General features: G+C 71.6%; 25 protein-coding genes and 1 pseudogene. 14 read left to right on the top strand and 12 right to left on the bottom strand.

The annotated features are described in order from the left end of the window. Positions 1-40 precede the first annotated feature (40 nt). The gene (locus TU31_RS30495; RefSeq protein ID WP_042160524.1) at positions 41-439 is read left to right on the top strand and encodes a VOC family protein; all 399 of its coding nucleotides are present in this window, start codon (positions 41-43) and stop codon (positions 437-439) included. Between the two features lie 34 nt (positions 440-473). Here the strand turns inward: TU31_RS30495 and TU31_RS30490 are convergent, their stop codons facing one another. The 5 genes from TU31_RS30490 to TU31_RS30470 form a co-directional block, all read right to left on the bottom strand. Continuing rightward, a complete protein-coding gene (locus tag TU31_RS30490) occupies positions 474-1172 on the bottom strand; it encodes an HAD family hydrolase (protein WP_042160522.1) in 699 nt (232 codons plus the stop codon). Next, the gene (locus TU31_RS30485; RefSeq protein WP_042160521.1) at positions 1169-1909 is read right to left on the bottom strand and encodes a phosphatase PAP2 family protein; all 741 of its coding nucleotides are present in this window, start codon (positions 1907-1909) and stop codon (positions 1169-1171) included. The genes TU31_RS30490 and TU31_RS30485 overlap by 4 nt, the downstream gene beginning before the upstream one ends. A gap of 84 nt (positions 1910-1993) precedes the next feature. Next, positions 1994-2929: a M56 family metallopeptidase gene (locus TU31_RS30480; RefSeq protein ID WP_042160519.1), complete on the bottom strand. Its 936-nt coding sequence runs from the start codon at positions 2927-2929 to the stop codon at positions 1994-1996. A 138-nt stretch (positions 2930-3067) separates the two neighbouring features. After that, complete coding sequence (locus TU31_RS30475; protein ID WP_042160517.1) at positions 3068-3661, bottom strand: DUF5134 domain-containing protein; 594 nt, start codon at positions 3659-3661, stop codon at positions 3068-3070. A gap of 125 nt (positions 3662-3786) precedes the next feature. Then, the gene (locus TU31_RS30470) at positions 3787-4173 is read right to left on the bottom strand and encodes a VOC family protein (RefSeq protein WP_042160516.1); all 387 of its coding nucleotides are present in this window, start codon (positions 4171-4173) and stop codon (positions 3787-3789) included. 139 nt (positions 4174-4312) lie between these two features. On the opposite strand from TU31_RS30470, the gene TU31_RS30465 reads away from it, so the two are divergent. After that, a complete protein-coding gene (locus tag TU31_RS30465; protein WP_042160513.1) occupies positions 4313-4846 on the top strand; it encodes a GNAT family N-acetyltransferase in 534 nt (177 codons plus the stop codon). A gap of 18 nt (positions 4847-4864) precedes the next feature. On the opposite strand, the gene TU31_RS30460 is transcribed toward TU31_RS30465, so the two are convergent. The 4 genes from TU31_RS30460 to TU31_RS30445 form a co-directional block, all read right to left on the bottom strand. Beyond that, on the bottom strand, positions 4865-5677 hold the full coding sequence (locus tag TU31_RS30460; RefSeq protein WP_042160511.1) for an amino acid ABC transporter ATP-binding protein: 813 nt from the start codon (positions 5675-5677) through the stop codon (positions 4865-4867). Next, the gene (locus TU31_RS30455) at positions 5674-6558 is read right to left on the bottom strand and encodes an amino acid ABC transporter permease (RefSeq protein WP_042160509.1); all 885 of its coding nucleotides are present in this window, start codon (positions 6556-6558) and stop codon (positions 5674-5676) included. The genes TU31_RS30460 and TU31_RS30455 overlap by 4 nt, the downstream gene beginning before the upstream one ends. Positions 6559-6572: 14 nt before the next feature. After that, complete coding sequence (locus TU31_RS30450) at positions 6573-7454, bottom strand: ABC transporter substrate-binding protein (RefSeq protein WP_042160507.1); 882 nt, start codon at positions 7452-7454, stop codon at positions 6573-6575. 166 nt (positions 7455-7620) lie between these two features. Then, on the bottom strand, positions 7621-8304 hold the full coding sequence (locus TU31_RS30445; RefSeq protein WP_042160505.1) for a glycerophosphodiester phosphodiesterase: 684 nt from the start codon (positions 8302-8304) through the stop codon (positions 7621-7623). Between the two features lie 533 nt (positions 8305-8837). Here TU31_RS30445 and TU31_RS30440 point away from each other — a divergent pair. The 5 genes from TU31_RS30440 to TU31_RS30420 all read left to right on the top strand — a co-directional run bounded on the left by TU31_RS30440 (position 8838) and on the right by TU31_RS30420 (position 13554). After that, positions 8838-10235: a DUF6421 family protein gene (locus tag TU31_RS30440; RefSeq protein WP_042160502.1), complete on the top strand. Its 1398-nt coding sequence runs from the start codon at positions 8838-8840 to the stop codon at positions 10233-10235. 59 nt (positions 10236-10294) lie between these two features. Next, a complete protein-coding gene (locus TU31_RS30435) occupies positions 10295-11056 on the top strand; it encodes an SDR family NAD(P)-dependent oxidoreductase (RefSeq protein WP_181018707.1) in 762 nt (253 codons plus the stop codon). Next, positions 11035-12123 (top strand): threonine aldolase family protein, encoded by a 1089-nt coding sequence (locus tag TU31_RS30430; protein WP_063770844.1) that lies wholly within the window; start codon positions 11035-11037, stop codon positions 12121-12123. Before TU31_RS30435 ends, TU31_RS30430 begins: the two co-directional genes overlap by 22 nt. A 75-nt stretch (positions 12124-12198) precedes the next feature. Continuing rightward, entirely contained in the window at positions 12199-12816 is a 618-nt protein-coding gene (locus TU31_RS30425) for a transglutaminase domain-containing protein (RefSeq protein WP_042160496.1), read from the top strand. A gap of 12 nt (positions 12817-12828) precedes the next feature. Next, on the top strand, positions 12829-13554 hold the full coding sequence (locus TU31_RS30420; RefSeq protein WP_042160494.1) for a B3/B4 domain-containing protein: 726 nt from the start codon (positions 12829-12831) through the stop codon (positions 13552-13554). A gap of 95 nt (positions 13555-13649) precedes the next feature. On the opposite strand, the gene TU31_RS30415 is transcribed toward TU31_RS30420, so the two are convergent. Next, positions 13650-14366 (bottom strand): lysophospholipid acyltransferase family protein, encoded by a 717-nt coding sequence (locus TU31_RS30415; RefSeq protein WP_042160491.1) that lies wholly within the window; start codon positions 14364-14366, stop codon positions 13650-13652. A 254-nt stretch (positions 14367-14620) separates the two neighbouring features. On the opposite strand from TU31_RS30415, the pseudogene TU31_RS30410 reads away from it, so the two are divergent. The 4 genes and pseudogenes from TU31_RS30410 (at position 14621) to TU31_RS30395 (ending at position 17810) form a co-directional block, all read left to right on the top strand. Continuing rightward, positions 14621-15041, top strand: a pseudogene (locus tag TU31_RS30410) (TlpA family protein disulfide reductase). 225 nt (positions 15042-15266) lie between these two features. Then, positions 15267-15773 (top strand): flavin reductase family protein, encoded by a 507-nt coding sequence (locus TU31_RS30405; RefSeq protein ID WP_042160486.1) that lies wholly within the window; start codon positions 15267-15269, stop codon positions 15771-15773. Between the two features lie 239 nt (positions 15774-16012). Beyond that, entirely contained in the window at positions 16013-16798 is a 786-nt protein-coding gene (locus TU31_RS30400) for an electron transfer flavoprotein subunit beta/FixA family protein (protein WP_026169262.1), read from the top strand. A 49-nt stretch (positions 16799-16847) separates the two neighbouring features. Further along, positions 16848-17810, top strand: a complete 963-nt coding sequence (locus TU31_RS30395) for an electron transfer flavoprotein subunit alpha/FixB family protein (RefSeq protein WP_042160483.1) — start codon at positions 16848-16850, stop codon at positions 17808-17810. Positions 17811-17897: 87 nt separating this feature from the next. Here the strand turns inward: TU31_RS30395 and TU31_RS30390 are convergent, their stop codons facing one another. Then, on the bottom strand, positions 17898-18416 hold the full coding sequence (locus tag TU31_RS30390; RefSeq protein ID WP_042160700.1) for a DinB family protein: 519 nt from the start codon (positions 18414-18416) through the stop codon (positions 17898-17900). 195 nt (positions 18417-18611) lie between these two features. Here TU31_RS30390 and TU31_RS30385 point away from each other — a divergent pair, with 195 nt between their 5' ends. Then, positions 18612-19898 (top strand): DUF6986 family protein, encoded by a 1287-nt coding sequence (locus TU31_RS30385; RefSeq protein ID WP_042160481.1) that lies wholly within the window; start codon positions 18612-18614, stop codon positions 19896-19898. Positions 19899-20016: 118 nt separating this feature from the next. Here the strand turns inward: TU31_RS30385 and TU31_RS30380 are convergent, their stop codons facing one another. Then, positions 20017-20643, bottom strand: coding sequence for a TetR/AcrR family transcriptional regulator (locus tag TU31_RS30380; RefSeq protein WP_042160479.1), 627 nt, complete (start codon positions 20641-20643; stop codon positions 20017-20019). Positions 20644-20715: 72 nt separating this feature from the next. Between TU31_RS30380 and TU31_RS38220 the strand changes: the two genes are divergently transcribed. Both TU31_RS38220 and TU31_RS30370 read left to right on the top strand, forming a co-directional pair. Further along, positions 20716-21021: a hypothetical protein gene (locus tag TU31_RS38220; protein ID WP_042160477.1), complete on the top strand. Its 306-nt coding sequence runs from the start codon at positions 20716-20718 to the stop codon at positions 21019-21021. Beyond that, complete coding sequence (locus TU31_RS30370) at positions 21018-21206, top strand: hypothetical protein (RefSeq protein WP_042160475.1); 189 nt, start codon at positions 21018-21020, stop codon at positions 21204-21206. The genes TU31_RS38220 and TU31_RS30370 overlap by 4 nt, the downstream gene beginning before the upstream one ends. Positions 21207-21233 lie beyond the last annotated feature (27 nt).

Raw genomic sequence — 21233 nt, 5'->3', positions numbered from 1 at the left:
TCACGGTGCACGATCCGCACCTTTCCGCACGGGGGTATCGATGGAACTCGCCCAAGTCCGCCTGCTCGTCTCGGACTTCCACGGCTGCTACCGCTTCTACCAGGACACGCTGGGGCTCACCCCGCAGTTCGCGGCCCCGGACGGCCCGTATGCCAAGTTCACCTGCGACGACGGCACCGCGGGCATCGCGCTTCAGGAGCGCGCCCAGATGGCCCGGGTCCTCGGCGAACTGGCGGACGCCCCGGACGGCTACCGGTCCCTGGTCGTCCTCCGGGTCGATGACCTCGACGCCTACTGCGCGGAGCTGACCGGCCGCGGCGCCGTCCTCGCGCACGGCCCGGCGCCGATGACGGACCGGATGCGGGTCGCCCACCTCAAGGACCCCGACGGAAACCTCGTCGAGCTCCAGGAATGGCTGACACCGCGGTCCACCGGCTGACCGTCCGCGCCCCGGCCCGCCCGGCGCCCGTCGCTCAGCCCACGAGGTCCAGCACCGGCCGCAGCCCTTCCGGGCGCCGGTCCACCGGCAGATGGTCCACCGGCAGGAACGCGCAGCCCAGCGCCGTGGCGCCGCCGTCCGCCCGGCGGTCGTCGCCCACCATCAGGACGGCGGACGGATCCAGCCCCAACTCCCGGCAGGCCAGGGCGAAGAGCTGCGGATCCGGCTTCTGGATGCCGTGCTCGTAGGACAGCACACAGGCGTCCAGATAGCGGTCCAGGCCATGGCCGCGCAGCACCGGCCGCAGATCCCAGCCGATGTTGCTCAGCACACCGGTCCGGGTGCCGCGGCGGTGCAGTTCCGCCAGCACCTCGGCGGCGTCGGGGTACGGCTGCCAGGCCGCCGCCGTCATATGGCGGTCGTAGAGCGCGTCGTACAACTCGGGGTCGGGGAGCGGTACTTGGCGGGCCAGGCCGGTGTAGACCGCGCGGTGATGGCGGGCGTCGCGGTCCCGGATCTCCCACAGGTCGGCCAGCGCGGCGGGGATCTCGACGGGTGAGGAAGAGCCGGGCAGTGCACCGGCCCGTTCCAGTGCGGCCGCCCGGCGGGCGATCTCGGCGTCGGTCATGGCCGTACCGCACGCGGCCAGCGCCGCCCGCAGCCAGGACTCGGCCGGCTCGATCCGCAGCAGGGTTCCGGAGAAGTCGAAGAGCACACCCTTGATGGTCGTCATGACCGCTTACCTGCCCACTGTCCGGCGCCGTTCCCCACCCGGGGCGCATTCCCGGTGTACGCCGCGGCCGCCGCGGCCACCAGCGCCCCGCCCAGCAGCCAGCCCCCGACGACATCCGACAGCCAGTGCACGCCCAGATATACCCGGGTGAAGCCGACACCGACCACCGAGACCACGGCCACCGCCCCGGCCGTCCACCGCCACAGCGGCCGGGCCCCGCACCGGCACAGCAGCCACAGCACCAGCGCGCCCGCGATCAGTGCGGACATCGCGTGCCCTGACGGGAACGCCGCGTAATGCGCCGCGTCCACCGGATCCGGCCAGACCGGGCGGTCCCGTCCGACCGCCGCCTTCAGCACCTGCTGGAGCCCCGTCCCGACGAGCGCGGTGGCCGCCACCCAGACTCCGAGCAGCCGTTCACCCCGCCGTACGAGCAGCACCACCGCCGCCACCAGGACCGCGCGCATCATCCACGGGTCCCACAGCCAGTCGCTGAGCACCCTGTTGAGGCGGGTCCAGCCGGGCGCGGCCACGGCCGTCCGGTGCAGCGCGCCGGCCAGCGCCCGGTCCACCGCCATCAAGGGTTCCCAGCGCACGGCGACCAGCGTCAGCAGCAGACCGAAGACGAGCGCGCAGAGAACGGCACACGGGAGGGCCGGGACCCGCGAGGCGGGTGCGGGACGGCGGTCGTCGTCCACGGCGGACGACCGGACGGTGGGGCGCGGCGTCGGTGGCATATCCCGATCCTCGCCGATACCCGGCGTCCGGGGCCACGCCGACCCACCGGCCACCGCCATCGGGCCCCGGCCACCGGCCAGACCCTAGGCCAAAGCCCTCAGCCCGGGAATGAAGGTCACCAGCAGCGGAATCGCCGGTACCAGCGCCGCCACCGCCGTCATCCGCAGCCGGCGGGCGGGGGTGAAGCGGGGCGCGGGGGCCAGCAGCCGGTCCACCCGCTCCGGTACCTGGGCGAGCTGGGCGGGGCAGGGGCCGAACACCCCGCGGTCCTCGTTGAGTTCGACCAGAGCCAGGGCGATCGTGCGCCGGCCGAAGCGGCGCGAGGCCACATCGTCGGCGGCCAGCTCGACCAGCCGGTGCACCTGGTGGCGGAACGCCGCGAAGACCGGGACCTGCGGAAAACCGGCGGCCAGCGCCGAGGCGCAGTACAGCAGGAGATCGTGCCGGGCCCGCGCATGACCCTGCTCATGGGCGATCAGCGCATCGAGCTGATGCCCCTTCAGCCGACGCAATGCCGAAGTGGTGATGACCAGTTGAGGTGAGGCGTGGGACAGCCACCAGGCCTCCGGGCGGTCCCCCTCCAGGACGACCAGACGTTCCCCGGAAGGCTCCTCGCCGGGCAACAACGGTGCGCGGCGCAGCAGCTCGGCCCGCCGCTGCCGTCGACGGGCGCGCACCGCCCGTACCTCGCGGGTCAGTGCGACCGCCGTCCAGGCGCCGCCGCCCGCCAGCAGCAGGGCCAGCACCCCGGCCCAGGGCCCGTGCGTCTGGAGTGCGTACGCCTCGACGACGACCCGCGGGGCGAACCCGAACACCGGGCTGCGGACGGCTTCCCAGGCGGCGGCCGCGCTCAGCGACATCGCGAGCAGACAGCACAGCAGAACACCGGCCACCACGCACTGCCACACCCACAGGGCGAGCACCGGCTCACGGTCGGGCCAGTCGGAACGGGCCATCAGCCGTGGCGCCATTGCCGCGGCCAGCACGCCGAGCATCATCAGCGCGAGAGGGACCATCATGCCGTCACCCTATGAGCGCACGACTACCCGTTGGTACGGCCGCGCGACGGAAGTGATGCATACCACCCGGGCGACGGGCGTGCACGGTCAACGGGCGCACGCCCGGCGCCGCACCGGGCGGCAGCGCATCACCGCAGCTCACAGCGCCAGCAGCATCGCCAGCATGCCGATACCCATCGCCACCCGGCAGGCCGGCAGCACCCCGGCGCCCGCCACCGGCACCGCCCCGCGCGCCGCCCCGTCCCCGGCCCCCGCCGCCGGCACCAGCCGCACCCCGGCCGCGAGGACATACCCCGTGAAGTAGACGAGCAACAGCCCCGTCAGCAACGGCACACCGCCTGGCACCGCATGCGCCATCGGGCCCGTCCCGCCTGCCTGGCCCATCTGCGCCATCTGGCCCATCTGCCCTGTGTGGCCCGCCTGTTGGGACGCCGGGACGACCATCGCGAGCGCCATGTAAGCCATGGCCAGCGCGCCCACCGCATGATGCAGATGGCGGTGCGCCAGTGCCCACAGGCCCGCCGCTCCGAAGACCGCGGTGAACAGCCACGGGGACCACGACGGCGCCGCCACCGGCCAGGCCATCGCCGCCATCCCCAGCGCCATCAGTCCCTCGCCGCGCGCCTCGCCCCGCTGCGCGACCGGTCCGCTGCGCGCCCGCACCAGGCAGTACGCGCCGGCGGCGGCCCCCAGCAGCACCAGCAGCCAGCCGACCCACACCGGTCCGTGCACGGAGCACCTCCCCTGGCACCCGTAGGCATCGGGGGCAGGATGCCCGCCGGGCGTCCGGCACACGGGAGCGCACGGGCGCAAAGGGGGAGCGCGGTGGTGGAGTGCCGCCGGGGCACAGAACGGCCTCAGGGGCGATAGCGCAGCGGATGGTCCGCCGGGACCTCGGTCAGCACGATCCGGTGGCCGTCCGGGTCGGCGATCCACATCTCGATCAGCCCCCACGGCTCCTGCACGGGCGCGCGCAGCACCTCCACCCCGTGCGCCAGCAGCTCCTGGTGCGCCGCCGCCGCGTCCGCCACCTGGAGCCACAGCTGGAGGGTCTCCGTGGGCGGCCCGGCGGCGCGGCCGGACACCTCCAGGAAGCCGCCGCCGAGGAAGTAGACCGTGCCGCGCTCGGATCCGGTACCGAATTCCCGGTAGATCTCCAGCCCCAGCGCCTTGCCGTAGAACGCCCGCGACCGCTCGGGGTCGGTCGGCCGCAACAGCACCCTGCTGCTCAGTACATGCACCATGTCCGGACCCTACGCCGCCCGCCCCGCACGGCCGGGCACCCGCCGCCGGAAGACCGGGACAATCGGCCCTGACGCCGCACACCCGCCGCTTGTTAGCCTCCATGAAGCCGTCCGTCCGCCCGAGAGGACTCCCCGCACCATGCCCACCACCGAGCTGACCTTCCGTACCGCCCTCGATGCCGACGTCCCCGGGCTCGTCGACCTCATCGAGTCGGCCTACCGCGGGGACACCAGCCGCAGCGGCTGGACGACGGAGGCGGACCTGCTGGAGGGGCAGCGCACCGACCCGGAGGGCGTCACCGCCGTGGTGCGCAACGAGACCGGCCGGCTGCTGATCGCCGAGCGGGACGGCGTGCTGATCGCCTGCTGCCAGCTCGAACACCGCGGGGACCACGCGTACTTCGGGATGTTCGCGGTGCGTCCGGAGCTCCAGGGAGGCGGCCTCGGCAAGGTGATCATCGCGGAGGCGGAGCGGACCGCGCAGGACATCTGGGGCGCCCGGGAGATGCGGATGACGGTCATCCGGCAGCGCACGGAGCTGATCGCCTGGTACGAGCGCCGCGGCTACCGGCGCACCGGGGAGCGCACCCCGTTCCCGTACGGCGACGAGCGGTTCGGCATCCCCCAGCGCCCCGACCTGGAATTCGAGCTGCTGGTCAAGCCGCTCGGCTAGCCGGCCCCCGGCCGCCGCTCACAGCCGCCCCGCCTGGATGATCCGTTGCAGGAACTGCCGGGTGCGGTCGTGCCGCGGAGCGCCGAAGACCTGCTCGGATGTGCCGCGCTCCAGCACCACCCCGCCGTCCAGGAAGCACACCTGGTCGGCGACCTCCCGCGCGAAGCCCATCTCATGGGTGGCGATGACCATCGTCATGCCGTCCGTCTTGAGCTCGCGGACGACCTCCAGCACCTCGCCGACCAGCTCCGGGTCGAGCGCCGCGGTGATCTCGTCGAGCAGCAGCAGCCGGGGCCGCCCGGCCAGCGCGCGGACGATCGCGACCCGCTGCTGCTGGCCGCCGCTGAGCCGGTCCGGGTACTCCCCGGCACGCCCGCCGAGCCCGAGCCGTTCCAGCAGCTCACGGGCCTGCTCCTCGGCGTCGGCGCGCGGCACCCCGTGCACCCGGCGGGGCGCCAGCGTGATGTTGTCCAGCACGGTCATGTGCGGGAACAGGTTGTACGCCTGGAAGACCACGCCGATCCGGCGGCGCACCGCGTCCACATCGGCCCGTGGGTCGGTGATCTCCTCGCCGTCCAGGAAGATCGCGCCGTCGTCGATCTCCTCCAGCAGATTCGCGCAGCGCAGCAGGGTGGACTTGCCCGAGCCCGAGGCGCCGATCAGGGCGGTCACGGTGTGCGGCGGGACCTCCAGATCCACGTCCCGCAGGACGACCGTGCCGCGTCCGTAGGTCTTGCGTACGGACTCCAGCCGCAGCACCGGCCGGTCGCCGGGCGCGGCCGGGCCGGCGGTCTCCGCGGCGGGCCGCGGGGTGTCGTCCGTCGTGCTCATACCAGCCCTCCCTGGGCGCGCCTGCGGTCCATGCGAGCCGTGATCCAGTCCGTGCAGCGGGTCATCGGGATGGTCAGCGCGACGAAGACGAGCCCGGCCACGACATAGGGCGTGAAGTTGAAGTCCTTGCCGGCGATGATCTGCGCCGCGTAGACCGCGTCCACCGCGCCCGCGATGGACACCAGACCGGTGTCCTTCTGGAGCGAGACCAGATCGTTCAGCAGCGGCGGCACCACCCGCCGCACCGCCTGCGGCAGCACCACGAAGCGCAGCGCCTGGCCGCCGGAGAGCCCCAGCGACCGGGCCGCGGCCCGCTGTGAGGGGTGCACCGACTCGATGCCGGCCCGGAAGACCTCGGCGACATAGGCCGAGTACGTCAGCACCAGCGCGGACCCGCCGAGCAGCACCGGATCGGTGGTCACGCCTTGCAGCCGCAGCGCCGGCACCCCGAAGACCACCATCAGCAGACAGATGATCAGCGGCAGTCCGCGGAAGAAGTCGGTGTACGCGGCGGCCAGCGCGCGCAGCGGGAAGAACACCGGCCCGCGCAGCGTCCGGGCCACCGCCAGCAGCAGCCCGAGCACCAGCACCGCCACCCCGCACACCACCAGCAGCCGCAGATTCAGCAGCAGCCCGTCCAGCACCTTCGGCAGTGCCATCCGGGCGTACTCCAGGCTGAAGAACGTCTCGCGGGTGCGCGGCCAGCCGGGCGAGCGGGTGATGACCAGGAAGAGGACCACGCCGGTGACCAGGGTGCTCAGCGCGGCGACGGCCGTCGCACGCCGGGCCCTGGCCCGCCGGAAACGCTCCCGCTCGATCCGCCGCGCCGAGGGCACATACCCGTCGTCGGCCCCCTCCGGTGCCGTACGGGTCTTCAACACGCCGTCTCCGTACGTCACTTGAGCACCGGAACCGAAACGGCGTCGGCCAGCCACTTCTTCTCCAGCCGGGCCAGGGTGCCGTTCTTCCGCAGTGTGTCGACCGCGGCCGTCACACAGCCGGTGATCCGGCTCTCCTTGTCCAGGACCAGCCCGAACTGCTCCCCGGCGGCACCGGTGGCCGCGAACTGCCCGACCACCTCGGCGTCCTTGACCTCCGCCGAGGTGATGTAGAAGGCGGTCGGCAGATCGGTGAGGATCGCGTCGACCTGGCCGTTCTTCAGCGCGGACTTGGCCAGGTCGTTCTTCTGGAAGACGGCCGGCTGCTGCGCGGGCCGGACGGTGTCCTGGAGGACGTCCAGGCTGGTGCTGCCGACCTGCGCACCGAGCTTGACCCGCCGCAGATCGGCGATGCTCTTGGCGTGCGCCGCCTTGGAGCCCTTGAGCGCGATCACCGCCTGCCGCACACCGTAGTAGCCGGAGGAGAAGGCGACGGCCCGCTTGCGCGCGGCGCTGATGGAGATCTGGTTGATGTCAAAGTCGAACTTCTTCGCACCGGGCGCGAAGGCGTTGTTGAACGGCACGGTCTGCCAGTGCACCGCGCCCTTGCCGTAGCCCAGCTGCCTGGCGACGGCGTACGCGACGGCGGATTCGAAGCCCTTCCCGTTGGCCGGGTCGTCGTCGTGGAACCACGGCGCGTACGCGGGCTTGTCGGTGCCGACCGTGAGCGTTCCGTGGGCCACGGTGGCCAGTTGGCCGCGTGTGCAGCTCTGCTTGCCCTGCCCGGCGGCCCCCGGGCCACCGGGGGACGCGTCCTGTGGGGCACAGCCGACGGCCGCGGTGAGCAGCGCGACGGTGGCGCAAGCGGCAAGGCGGAGGGGGCGGTTGGCGAGGCGCATGGCGGGAGCGTGGCAGTGCGCGCGGTGATCTGTCGAGATCGCCAGGGGAAAAATCCGCATGCTGGAAGCACATTGCAGGGCTGTGAACTGCGGATTTCTCCGTACGCCGGGGCGGGGCCCGAGGGATGCGGTGCGCCCCGCCCGGCCGGGCGCCGCGCCCGCTGTCCTACGCCGTGAAGCGGACCGCCCGCCGGATCTCCGGCAGGTCGGTCACCACGCCGTCCAGACCGAGCCCGCGGGCGAGGCGGAGCTGGTCGTGGGTGTTGACCGTCCAGGCCACGACCTTCAGCTGTGCGGCGTGCGCCCGCTCGACCAGTTCCAGGGTGAGCCGGCGGATGTTCAGCGAGAGCATCGTCGCGCCGACGGCCAGCGCCCGGTCGACGACATCGGCGCCGTAGCGGCTGCCGACCAGCGCGGTACGGACGCCGGGCAGCAGGGTCCGGATCGCGGCCAGCGCCTCGTCGTGGAAGGAGATCACATCGACCCGGTCGACCAGATCGCGTGAGCGCAGCACCTCGGCCAGCGCCTGCGCGGCCGCCACATCCTTGATCTCGGCCTGGAGCGGCGCCTTGACCGCCGTCACGACCTCCTCGAAGACGGGGATCCGCTCGCCCCGCCCGGCATCGAGCTCACGGAGTTCGGCGAGGGTGCGCTCGGCGATCGGTCCGGCGCCGTCGGTGGTCCGGTCCACGTCCGCGTCGTGCATCACCACGAGCGCGCCGTCCTTGCTCAGATGCAGATCCAGTTCGATGACATCGAGGCCCTCCTGCTCGGCGCGCACGAAGGAGCGCAGGGTGTTCTCCGGCTCGACGCCCATCATCCCGCGGTGTCCGATGGTGAGAAAGGACAAGGCTGCCTCGCTTCTGTCGGCTCGGTGCCGCTGTCGGCTCGGTCCCGGTGTCGACCGTCGACCGTCGGCAACGGCGTAACGAAATGGCGCTCAGCCTAACGGGACGGTACGGCGGAAAAAGGGGTGCCGGACCGGCCCCGGTGTGTCCAGTACGGGTACCCGCCATATCCCGCTTCCAGACCCCTCACCCTCGCGTGGGCGAGTCCCCACAGAGCTGACGGGCCCCGGCCGCCGGGGCGCCGGGGAGCGGGGTGTGTCATATGCCATACGGCTACGGACAGTAGGTGACCCGGCGGTCGGGCCGCGACGCGCCAGGAGGCGGGAAAGGGCCGTTTCCCGGTCAACTGGCCCTGGAAGAAGCGCCGAAACCCTCGCCCTCATGGCCAGGAAGTGTCGCCCAAGCCGTCACGCACAGGAAAAATCGGCGTGACCTCGGGGTATCGGCAGAAAGATTTTCACCAGCCCCACTTGAGGCGGCGATCCTCGGCTGGTTACCGTGGGCTGACAACACGATCTACCGCCGGAGGGCAGTCATGACGGAAATTCTTTCGCCTGTGGGTGTCCAGGAGGCCACCACGACCGCGGAGAGTGTGGTCGCGCACCCGGCGTGGTCCGTGCTCAAGGACGCGGTCGAGACCATCCGCCCCTGGCAGTCCAAGGACGGTTCGATCGACCTGGCGGCGGAGGGTGCGCCGAGGGCCGAGACCGTGCGCGCCGAGGTCGACCGCGTGATAGCGGCCATCGGTGAGCTCGCCCCGTTGGTGCCGCACGACGCCGCCTACCACCAGGCGCTCGCCGCCGACCTGCGCCGCTGGGCCGACAGCGGCTTCGATGTGCCGGACTTCCTGGACTCGCTGCTCGCCTTCCAGCCCGCCCAGCAGCGCGCCGACGGCCTCCAGCACCTCGTGCTGTTCCCCATGTACACCCAGAACGGCAACCCGGACCGCAACTTCGAGGCCGTCGTCCTGCGCATGGTCTGGCCGGACTGGCTCGCCGAGCTGGAGCGCACCCGCTACGACAACCCCCTCTTCTGCGGCATCACCTTCGAGGACTTCACGGCCGGCTACGACACCCACTCCGCCGTGCTCTTCCCGGAGACCATCGCGGTGCGCGAGGCCCCCGAGCGGTTCAGCTGGGGCGGGATCTTCTGCGACCGCGAGGCCGCCCGCTTCCGCCGGGTCAGCCAGGCCGCCATCGAGACCCTCGGTGTCGAACTCCCCGACGACATCCGCGCGATGCTCGACGACCAGAAGCGCTGCCAGGAGGCGTTCGTCCTGTGGGACATGGTGCACGACCGCACCCACAGCCACGGTGACCTGCCGTTCGACCCCTTCATGATCAAGCAGCGCCAGCCGTTCTGGATGTACGGCCTGGAGGAGCTGCGCTGCGACCTCACCGCCTTCAAGGAGGCCGTGAAGCTGGAGGCCGAGGGGTACCCCCAGGCGCGCGATGTGCAGTTCACGGTGATCTTCGACCGGATGTTCCGGTTCCCCCTCAGCGGCGACCGGGTCCGCAACTACGACGGCCTCGGCGGCCAGCTGCTCTTCGCGTACCTGCACAAGCACGGCGTCGTACGCTGGACGGACAACACACTGCACATCGACTGGGAGCGGGCGCCCAAGGTCACCAACCAGCTGTGCGGCGAGATCGAAAAGCTCTACCGCGACGGTATCGACCGGCCCAAGCTGGTCCACTGGTTCGCTGCGTACGACCTCGTCTCGACCTATCTCGCCCCGCACCCGGGCTCGGTCTGGGCCAAGGGACCCGACGCCCTCGACCTGGACCAGCCGCCGCGCAAACTCGTGGACGACGTGCTCCCCGACGAATTCCCGCTGAGCATGTTCTACGAAGCGCTCGCCAAGAAGCTGCGTGCTGTGATCGCCTCTACCAAGGGCATCACGGCCCACAGTGACGCATTGGCGGCGGCATGACGACGGACCGGAACACCCGGCCGCAGGCCGTCGAGGAGCAGGACGAGGAGGCGACGAAGATGAGTACGTCGACGCGCGGCCAGGGGCCGCTGGAGGGTGCGGTCATCGCAGTGGCGGGTGCGGCCGGACCGGCCGGCCGCGCGACCCTGCTGCGGCTGGCCGAAGCGGGTGCGGTGGTCGTCGGCTCGGACTCGAACCCCGAGCGGCTGGCGGAGGCCGTGGACGCGGCGCGCTACGCCCACGGCGGCGCCACGGTGATAGGGGACACCGTTGACCTCCTCGACCTGGACCAGGCCCGCGAATGGGCGGACCGTACGGAGAAGGAATTCGGCCGGATCGACGGCCTGGTGCACCTCGTCGGCGGCTGGCGCGGTTCGTCGACGTTCGCGGAGACCGACCTGACCGACTGGGACGTGCTGCACAAGCTGCTGGTCCGCACCGTCCAGCACACCTCCCTCGCCTTCTACGAGGCCCTGGAGCGCAGCGGTAACGGCCGTTTTCTCCTCACCAGCGCGGCCGGCGCCAGCAAGCCCACCGGGGGCAACGCCGCCTATGCCGCCTCCAAGGCCGCGGCCGAGGCCTGGACGCTGGCCATGGCGGACGGCTTCCGCAAGGCGGGGGGTGAGCAGGGGCCGCGCGCCGCTGCTGCCATCCTGATCGTGAAGGCGCTCGTCAACGACCAGATGCGCGCCGAGCGACCGAACGCGAAGTTCGCGGGCTTCACGGACGTCACGGAGCTGGCCGAGGCCATCGCCGGAGTCTGGAGCCGGCCCGCCCAGGAAGTGAATGGACAGCGTCTGTGGCTGACCCCCGAGCCGTGACCGGCGCGAAGACCGACGCCCGGCAGCACCACGATCCCGAGGTGCGCGGCTTCGCCAGTGACAACTACGCGGGCGCGCACCCCGAGGTGCTCGCCGCGCTCGCCCTTGCCAACGGCGGCCATCAGGTCGCCTACGGGGAGGACGACTACACCGCGCACCTCCAGCGGGTCTTCCGCAGCCACTTCGGGCAGCGCGCCGAGGCGTTCCCGGTGTTCAACGGCACCGGCGCCAATGTCGTCGCCCTCCAGGCCGTGACCGACCGCTGGGGCGCGGTGATCGCCGCCGAGTCCGCGCACATCCACGTGGATGAGTGCGGGGCGCCCGAGCGGGTCGGCGGGCTCAAGCTGCTGACCGTGCCGACCGAGGACGGCAAGCTCACGCCCGAGCTGATCGACCGCCAGGCGTACGGCTGGGACGACGAGCACCGTGCCATGCCGCAGGTCGTCTCGATCGCCCAGAGCACCGAGCTCGGCACGGTCTACACGCCCGACGAGATCCGGGCGATCTGCGAACACGCCCATGAGCGCGGCATGGTGGTGCATCTGGACGGCTCGCGGATAGCCAACGCCGCGGCGACGCTCGATGTCCCGATGCGGGCCTTCACCAACGCCGTGGGCGTCGACATCCTCTCCTTCGGCGGCACGAAGAACGGTGCGGTCTTCGGTGAGGCCGTGGTCGTGCTCAATCCCGACCGGGTGCGGGCGATGAAGCATCTGCGGAAGCTGTCCATGCAGCTGGCCTCCAAGATGCGCTTCGTCTCCGTCCAGTTGGAGGCGCTGCTGGCCAAGGACCTGTGGCTGCGCAACGCCCGGCACGCCAACACCATGGCGCAGCGGCTGGCGGCCGGGGTGCGGGAGATCGGCGGGGTGGAGATCCTCTACCCCGTGCAGTCCAACGGGGTGTTCGCCCGGCTGCCGCACGATGTCAGTGAGCGGCTCCAGAAGCGCTACCGCTTCTACTTCTGGGACGAGGCGGACGGTGTCGTGCGCTGGATGTGCGCCTTCGACACCGCGGTGGAGGACGTCGACGGCTTCCTCGCCGCACTCCGCGAGGAGATGGGTCGCTAGGACGCTCTGCATAGCTATGCGCTCGGTCGAAAAGTCATTGACTCTCGGCCGGGCGCATCGCTACGCTCCCCGGGCATGGAGCTGATCCAGGAAACCCCGGAAATCTCTGCCTACTTGGCCGCTGACGAGGTCATCGACCACGAGCATCCACGCGTCCGGGCCCTCGCGGCGACCCTCTCCGTCGACGCGCCCGATGCATATTCATATGCCAAGGCCGCCTTCACCTTCGTCCGCGACGCCATTCCGCACTCCATGGACGCCGGTGACGAGCGCAGCGAGATGGGGGTCCCCCCGGCCGAAGGGTGGGGGAGGGTCACGTGGCGCGCCTCGGGCGTCCTCGCGCAGCGCACCGGCATCTGTTACGCCAAGGCGCACGCCCTCGCGGCGCTGCTGCGGGCGGAGGGGATCCCCACCGCGCTGTGCTACCAGAAGTTCGATGTCGTCCACGGCCTGGTGGCCGTCCGGCTGCCCGGCCAGGACCGCTGGGTGCGGCAGGACCCGCGGGGAAACAAGGCCGGTGTCGACGCGCAGTTCCGCCTCGACCGTGAGCAGCTCGCCTTCACCGTGCGACCGGAGTTCAATGAAGTGGACTACCCGGTGCTATTTGCTGAACCACACCCGGCCGTGCTCCAATGCCTCCGGGAGGCCGTCGACCGGCCTCACCTCTGGCAGACGCTCCCCACCGATCTCTGAGGAACGGCCCTGATGCCCAGCCCTTCGCAGGTCTCCGACCTCACCCGCACCCTGCATGTCTCCGACGAGGTACGCGCCCTGGCGCCCGGATTCGGCTGTCTCGCCGTGGAGGCCCACGGTCTGACCAACGGGCCCAGCGACGAGGCCGGTGCGGCGCTCCTGGACGACGCCACCCGCCGGCTGATCGCGCGCCTCGACGGGCGTACCCCGCAGGACGATCCGCACATCGCCGCCTGGCGCGCCGCGTACACCGCCTTCGGCAGCAAGCCGTCCCGCACCCGCAACTCCGCCGAGGCGCTGGCCAGGCGCGCGCTCGCGGACGGCGGCCTGCCGCGCATCAACCGCCTCGTCGATCTCTACAACGCCATCAGCGTCGCCCACCTCATCCCTGTGGGCGGCGAGGACCTGGACCGGATCCAGGGCGGTATGCGGCTCGTACGGGCCACCGGCGACGAGCCGTTCGCGACCGCGGCCGGGGGTGCCGAGGTGATCGAGCACCCCGACGCGGGCGAGGTGGTCTGGTGCGATGACGAGGGCGTCACCTGCCGCCGCTGGAACTGGCGGCAGGGCGTCCGTACCCGCCTCACCGAGGACTCGGTCAGCGCCCTCTTCCTGCTGGAGCGGATGGCCCCCATGTCGCTCGACGAGCTGGCGGCCGCGGGCTCCGAGCTGGCCGAGGCGCTGCACCGGGCCTGCCCGGACGCCCGGATCGAGGTCGGTGAGATCTGGTCCCCGTGACCCGGGCCGTGCGGACCGGCCGGCGGCAGGGACCGCGGCCGGTCCGGTGACGGTGCGGCCGGCCGCCGGGGCCGAGTGCGAGGCCGCCGGGCCGGTTACGCGAGGCCGCCGGGCGCCGCGGGGGCGGTGCCGCCCAGATGGGCCGGGATCCACCAGGTGTCCTCGGGGCCCTTGGGGCGTACGGGGTAGGCGCGCTGGGCCGCCTCCAGCAGGTCCTGCACCCGGGTCCGCAGCCGGTCGGTGATCTTCTCGGCCTGCTCGGCCGGGTCGGCCGCCATCGGCTCGCCCACCCGGATCGTTATCGGGAAGTGGTTCCGTCCCAGATCGCGCTTGTGGCCCTTGGTCCACAGCCGCTGGGTGCCCCACAGCGCCACCGGCAGCAGCGGCACCCCGGCCTCCTGGGCCAGCCGCGCCGCACCCGACTTGAAGTTCTTCAGGGTGAAGCTCTCGGAGATCGTCGCCTCGGGGAAGACCCCGATGATTTCGCCCGAACGCAGCGCGGACAGCGCGTGCTTGTAGGCGTGCATCCCCTGGCCGCGGTCCACGGGGATGTGCTTCATCGCGCGCATCAGCGGGCCCGACACCTTGTGCCGGAAGACCGACTCCTTCGCCATGAAGCGCACCAGCCGCTTGGCCGGCCGTGCCGTCAGCCCGGCGAAGACGAAGTCGAGATAACCGATGTGATTGCTCACCAGAACCGCCCCGCCGCGGCGCGGAATGTGATCCGTCCCGGCGATGTCGAATTTCAGATCGAGCGCCTTGAAAAGCGTGCGTGCGGCGCCGATCACCGGCGGATAGACGAGCTCTGCCATTGTCCGGAGGACCCCTTTTCCACGCCTGGGGAGGGTTCTCCCGGCGGAAACCTACGCAGTCGTAACTGCGGCTTTCGGGAGATCGTGCCCGATGTCGGCCGCGGCGGCCAGCGCGTCGGCCGCCCGGACCGGGAGATTCTTGTCACGTGGCGGCCGTTCAGCCGGCCGTTCTCCGCAGCAGAAGGTACCTCCCGTACCCCGGGCCGGACGCGCCCCCGGGAATCTTTGCGGTCCCGTGAACGCTGCATCCGTGGATGACGGGACGCATGGTGTGCCATCGGGGCGCTCGCGACGGCGAGTGTCTCCGGCGGGTGGCACCAACGCCGCAAGAGGAGGCAGAGGGTGCGGGAGCAGGACGAGACGGCGCGGCTGGGCGCCGCCGAGATCGGGGCGGCGTTGGGGGAGCGGGCCACCCTGCTTCAGTTCTCCAGCGCCTTCTGCCAGCCCTGCCGGGCCACCCGGCGCACCCTCACCGAGGTCGCCCGCATGGTCGACGGTGTGGCCCATGTCGAGATCGACGCGGAGGACCATCTGGAGCTCGTACGGCAGCTCCATGTGCTGCGCACCCCGACGGTGCTGGTGCTCGACGCGGACGGCGCGATCGTGCGCCGCGCCTCCGGACAGCCCCGGAAGGCGGATGTGATCGCGGCCCTCGGCGCGGCCGTCCGTGATTGATCTCCCAGATGACGGGCTCCCCTTGACGCTGTGGGTCACGAATCGTCACTCTGACGTGATGCGGCCAGGACCCCTTCTCTACGGACGCGCCCACGTCGACCTTCTGCGGACTGCCAGCGCCCGCTGTCCGGGCATGTGAGCAGCGACGACACCACTGCCGCCGACCGCCGCCCGGCCGTCGGCGGCTCCGCCCGGGCTCGTACTCGACAGCAGAAGGACAACTCCATGACGGCCCTGCCCGGCCTCGGCACGCCTCAGACCGCCTCTCCCGAGCTCCTGCGCTCGGTCTTCCGGCAGCACGCCGCCGGCGTCGCGGTGATCACCGCGCCCGGCTCCCGCCCCGCGGGCTTCACCGCCACGTCCCTCACCTCGGTCGCCGCCGATCCGCCGCTGCTCTCGTTCGGCGTGGGCACCGGCTCCTCCAGCTGGCCGGCCGTCTCGGCGGCCGAGCACATCGGCGTCCACATACTCGGCGAGCACCAGCAGGAGCTGGCCGCCACCTTCGCGCGCAGCGGCGCCGACCGCTTCGGCCCCGCCACCTCCTGGCGCACCGGCCCCGAGGGCGTGCCCCTCCTGGACGGCGTCCTCGCCTGGCTGGTGTGCAAGGTCGAGGCGCGGGTCCCGGCCGGCGACCACTGCCTCGTGATCGCTCAGCCCGTCGTCGGTGACCCGGCCGGGCCCGGCCGTCCGCTCCTCTATCACCAGGGCCGTTTCAACGCGCTGCGCGACTGACGGTCCGTCGCCGGAACCCGACACGCGCGGGTTCCCGCGCGGCTTCCTCTTCCTCCGTTCAGGGCCGTTGGCAAGGTCACATTTCGACGGCCTTGATTCGGGGCACGAGACTGGATGTACTGGCGAGTAATATGACGGTCGGCGTGGGGAACCGGATCCGACCGGGAGCCGCCCCAACAGGCGCCTATGCTGCCAGCACAAGGCAGTTCTGAAGAGACGAAGCAGGTAGGAGAGTCGGCGTGAGCTTGAGGATCGTTGTCTGTGTGAAGTACGTGCCCGACGCCACCGGCGACCGGCACTTCGCCGAGGACCTGACCGTCGACCGTGACGATGTGGACGGTCTGCTCTCGGAGCTCGATGAGTACGCCGTCGAGCAGGCCCTCCAGATCAAGGAAGCGGCCGACGACGCGGAGATCACGGTCCTCACCGTCGGTCCCGAGGACGCCAACGACGCGCTGCGCAAGGCACTGTCGATGGGCGCCGACAAGGCCGTCCACGTCGAGGACGACGACCTGCACGGCACCGACGCGCTCGGCACCTCCCTCGTGCTCGCCAAGGCCATCGAGAAGACCGGCTACGACCTCGTCGTCTGCGGTATGGCCTCCACCGACGGCACGATGGGTGTGCTGCCCGCGCTGCTCGCCGAGCGTCTGAACATTCCTCAGGTCACCCAGCTCTCCGAGGTCTCCGTCGCCGACGGCAAGGTCACCGGCCGCCGGGACGGCGACACCGCCAGCGAGCAGCTGGAGGCCGCGCTGCCGGCCGTCGTGTCCGTCACCGACCAGTCGGGTGAGGCGCGTTACCCCTCCTTCAAGGGCATCATGGCCGCCAAGAAGAAGCCGGTGGAGTCCCTGGACCTGGAGGACCTGGAGATCGAGGCGGACGAGGTCGGCCTCGAGGGCGCCTGGACCAAGGTCGAGGACGCCGCCGAGCGTCCGGCCCGTACGGCGGGCACGATCGTCAAGGACGAGGGCGAGGGCGGCAAGCAGCTCGCCGAGTTCCTCGCGGGCCAGAAGTTCATCTGAGCCGCAGCCCTTTCCACCGCCCTCATTCTTCCCGCAGGAGAGCAATCCCATGGCTGAAGTTCTTGTCTACGTCGACCACGTGGACGGTGCCGTCCGCAAGCCCACCCTCGAACTGCTCACCCTCGCCCGCCGCATCGGCGAGCCGGTAGCGGTGCACCTCGGCCCGCACGCCGACGAGGCCGCCAAGGTCCTCGCCGAGCACGGCGCGGTCAAGGTCCTGGCCGCCGACGCGCCGGAGTTCGCGGAGTACCTCGTCGCTCCCAAGGTCGACGCGCTCCAGGCCGCCTACGACGCGGTCTCCCCGGCCGCCGTGCTGCTGCCGTCCTCCGTGGAGGGCAAGGAGATCGGCGCCCGCCTCGCGGTGCGCATCGGCTCCGGCATCATCACCGACGCCGTCGACCTGGAGGCCGGCGACGAGGGCCCGGTGGCCACGCAGTCCGTCTTCGCGGCCTCGTACACCACCAAGTCCCGCATCACCAAGGGCACCCCGGTCATCACCGTCAAGCCCAACTCCGCCGCCCCGGAGGCCGCGCCGGCCGCCGGCACGGTCGAGCAGCTCGCGGTGACCGTGGCCGACTCCTCCAAGGGCACCAAGATCGTCGCGCGCACCCCGCGTGAGTCGACCGGCCGCCCGGAGCTGACCGAGGCCGCGATCGTGGTCTCCGGTGGCCGCGGCGTCAACGGCGCCGAGAACTTCCCGGTCATCGAGGCGCTCGCCGACTCGCTCGGTGCGGCCGTCGGCGCCTCGCGTGCCGCCGTGGACGCCGGCTGGTACCCGCACACCAACCAGGTCGGCCAGACCGGTAAGTCGGTCTCGCCGCAGCTGTACATCGCGGCGGGCATCTCCGGTGCGATCCAGCACCGCGCCGGTATGCAGACCTCGAAGACGATCGTCGCCATCAACAAGGACGAAGAGGCCCCCATCTTCGACCTGGTCGACTACGGCGTGGTCGGCGACCTCTTCGACGTCGTCCCGGCCCTCACCGACGAGGTCAAGACCCGCAAGGGCTGAGCTCGTCCCGGTGCCGGCCCTTCGGCACAGCACGAGGCCCCGTACGCGCGCCGCGTACGGGGCCTCGTGCGTCCGTGGCGGAAGCGGCTAGCCGCCGGTCACGCCGTCGATCCGCTCGCGGAGCAGATCCGCATGGCCGTTGTGCCGTGCGTACTCCTCGATCATGTGGACGTAGATCCAGCGCAGGCTCAGCGGGCGGCCCCGGGAGCTGAGGAAGGTCTCGTCCAGCTCGCTGTCCGCCACGGCCTTGTCGCAGGCCTCGATCTCGGTGCGGAAGGCCGCGAAATGCGCCTCGGCGGCGGCCGGGTCGAGATCGTTGAAGTCCGCGTCGGGATCGTCCTCGGTGACGTAGTGATCGCTGATCCGCTCGCCGAGGAAGCGCTTGCGGAACCAGATCCGTTCGACATACGTCATGTGGCGCACCAGGCCCAGCAGGGTGAGGGGGGACGGCGCGCTGCTGGCCTGGGTGAGCTGGTCGGCGGTGAGTCCGGTGCATTTCGTGAGCAGGGTGTCGCGATGGAAGTCGAGCCAGCCCTGGAGCATCTCCCGTTCACCGGCCACGGTGGGGAGTTCTCTGCGCTCGATGGTGGGTGCGATCCAAGTCATGCGGGGAGTCTGACGGTGCCGGCCCCGTGGCGCCACGGGGTTTCCGGTCGGCGCCCGCGCGCCCATGACCTGCGCCGCTCCGGGCGGCGGGTGTTGACCTCGCCGAACGACCCGGATAACTTCGCTATACGGATTGTTGATTCCGTTAGGCGGAATGCGCTCGATGGTCGGGCCGAGCACCGGGAGGGGCAGCGAATGGGGCAGCAGGAGACCGTGGCGACGAGCCTCGCGGACACCGTACGCGAGGGCATCGGCGCCGCTCTCGCCCAGGTGGACGCGGATCTGGCGCGGCGCTACCCGGGCGACCCCGGCACCCGCCAGCCGGTCCACACGGTCTATGTCCCCGGCGATGCCTTCGCCGCCGACACCCTGCGCTCCTGGGGCGACCAGGCGCTCGCCGCCCTCGACGCGCACGCCCCCGACGCCGGGGCGCTCGCCGCCGTCCTCGGCCTGCCCGACACGCTCGCCGACGAGGTCCATGACCGGGTCCGCGCCAAGCTGGTCCGTGAGCCCATCGAGGATCTGCGGATCGACTTCGAGGACGGCTACGGCCCCCGCCCGGACGCCGAGGAGGACGCGGCCGCGGCCCGTGCCGCCGCCCTGGTCGCCGCCGCGTACGACAACTGCACCGCGGCCCCGTACATGGGCATCCGGATGAAGTGCATGGAGGCCGCCGTCCGCGACCGCGGTATCCGCACCCTCGACATCTTCCTCACCGGCCTGATGGAGGCCGGCGGACTGCCTGACGGACTGGTCCTCACGCTCCCCAAGGTGACCTACGCCGAGCAGGTCACCGCCATGGTGCGGTTGCTGGAGGCCTTCGAGCAGGCGCACGGCCTGGAGAGCGGCCGGATCGGCTTCGAGATCCAGATCGAGACCACCCAGTCGATCCTGGGTGCCGATGGCCGGGCCACCGTCGCCCGCATGATCGAGGCGGCCGAGGGCCGCGCCACATCCCTGCACTACGGCACCTTCGACTACAGCGCCTCCTGCGGTGTCAGCGCCGCCCACCAGTCCCTCGATCACCCGGTGGCCGACCACGCCAAGGCCGTGATGCAGGTCGCGGCGGCCGGCACCGGCGTACGGCTCTCCGACGGCTCGACCAATGTCCTCCCTGTCGGTCCGACCGACCGGGTCCACGCGGCCTGGCGGCTCCATCACGGCCTCGTGAGCCGTTCGTTGGCCCGCGCCTACTACCAGGGCTGGGACATGCACCCGGCCCATCTGCCCACCCGCTACGCCGCGGTCTACGCCTTCTACCGCGGCGGCCTGGAGCAGGCCGCGGCCCGGCTCGCCGCGTATGTCGCCAAGGCCGGCGGTGACGTCATGGACGAGCCCGCCACCGCCAAGGCGCTCAGCGGCTATCTGCTGCGCGGACTGGACTGCGGTGCCGTGGACACCGCCGAGGTCGCCCGGCTGACCGGACTGACCCGCGCCGACCTGGACGCCCTCGCGGGCCGCCCGGCAGCCAGGGGCGTCTGAGGGCGACAGTCGAATCCGGCGCAACTCCGCGCGCGCGGCGGGGAGTTGACTGCCATCCAGGTTTACGGGCCGGTCAGGCCCGAGGAGGCCCCCGCCGATCCGGCGGGGGCCTTGCGCGTCAGTCCGCCGCCGGGCCGAGGTCGTCGAGGTGGGCGCGCAGGACGGCGGCGCAGGTCCGGTCGTCCAGCACCTCGGGCCGTAGTACGGCGGTGAAGGCGAGGCCGTCCAGAAGGGACGTCAACCGCTCGGTCTCGGTCTCGATGTGGAGCCCCGGCCGCAGCCCGCCCGCCGAGTCGAGGCGGGTGAGGATGCGGCGCACCAGGGTCCGGGTGGCGACGGCGGTTTCGTGGGCGAGGCCGTCCAGTGCGGGATCGGTCCGGGCTGCCGTGGAGAAGTCGACGAGGACGGTGACCTCGGCGCGCCGGCGGTCGTCCAGGGGCAGCAGCTCGGACAGCAGCTCCACCGCGAACCGGCGGACCCGGGGTCCGGAGAGTCCGTCCAGTTCACCGATCTCGTCGATCCGGCGCTGGAGCCGGTCGCCGACCCGGTCGACCATCGACCGCATCGCAAAGCGGATCAGCTCTTCCTGGCCGGCGAAGTAGTGCCGGACCGAACCGATGTTGAGCTGCGCCTCGTCGGCGACGGCGCGCAGGGAGGCGCGCTGGAGGCCGTCGCGTACGGCCACGCGGAAGAGAGCGTCGACGACCTCGCGGCGCCGCGCTTCGCGGTCCACCTGTTTGGGCATGAGCCCTTTCTATCACGGCTGTGATAAATTGTTTTCTATCACGACTGTGATACAAAAATTCGAGAGGTGATCATGGAACAGGTTCTGAACCTTCTTCTCCTTCGATTCGGCCTGCTCGTCGGGGGTTTGGTGGTGCTGACGCTGCTGGTTTTCGCGGTGGCGGTGGCGCTCCGGCGCCGGGGGAGGCTGGGTGAGGTGCGGCGGTACGCGGCACCCGCAGCGCGAGCCGTGAGCCGCGGTCTGGACGCCCGGGGCGCCGCACGGGGCCGCGGCGCCCCGCGGAGCGGCGGATCGCTGGCCGGTGCGGCGCTCCGGGCCGCCGCCCGTCACCTGGACGACGACGGGCGCGGGCAGCGGGGGCGGGGTGCGGGCCGATGACGGGCGATGAGCCGCTCCACACCCTCGCCCGGGGCGACGGCGCCGGCCTGCTCCACCATCTGCTGGTCGACCAGGCGATCAAGGTCGCCCTCGTGCTCGTCGCGCTGCTCGTGCTGGCGCTGGGCATGACGCTCATCTGGAAGAAGGCCGGCCGCGCCGGGCCCTCTGGGCGCGACGACCGGTGAGGCCGGTCCGTGGCCGCCCTTGAGCGT

Source organism: Streptomyces lydicamycinicus, from assembly GCF_000829715.2.
GTDB classification, from domain to species: Bacteria; Actinomycetota; Actinomycetes; order Streptomycetales; family Streptomycetaceae; genus Streptomyces; species Streptomyces lydicamycinicus.
Note: the sequence above shows the minus strand (reverse complement) of the source record. Positions and strands in the feature narration are given on the sequence as shown.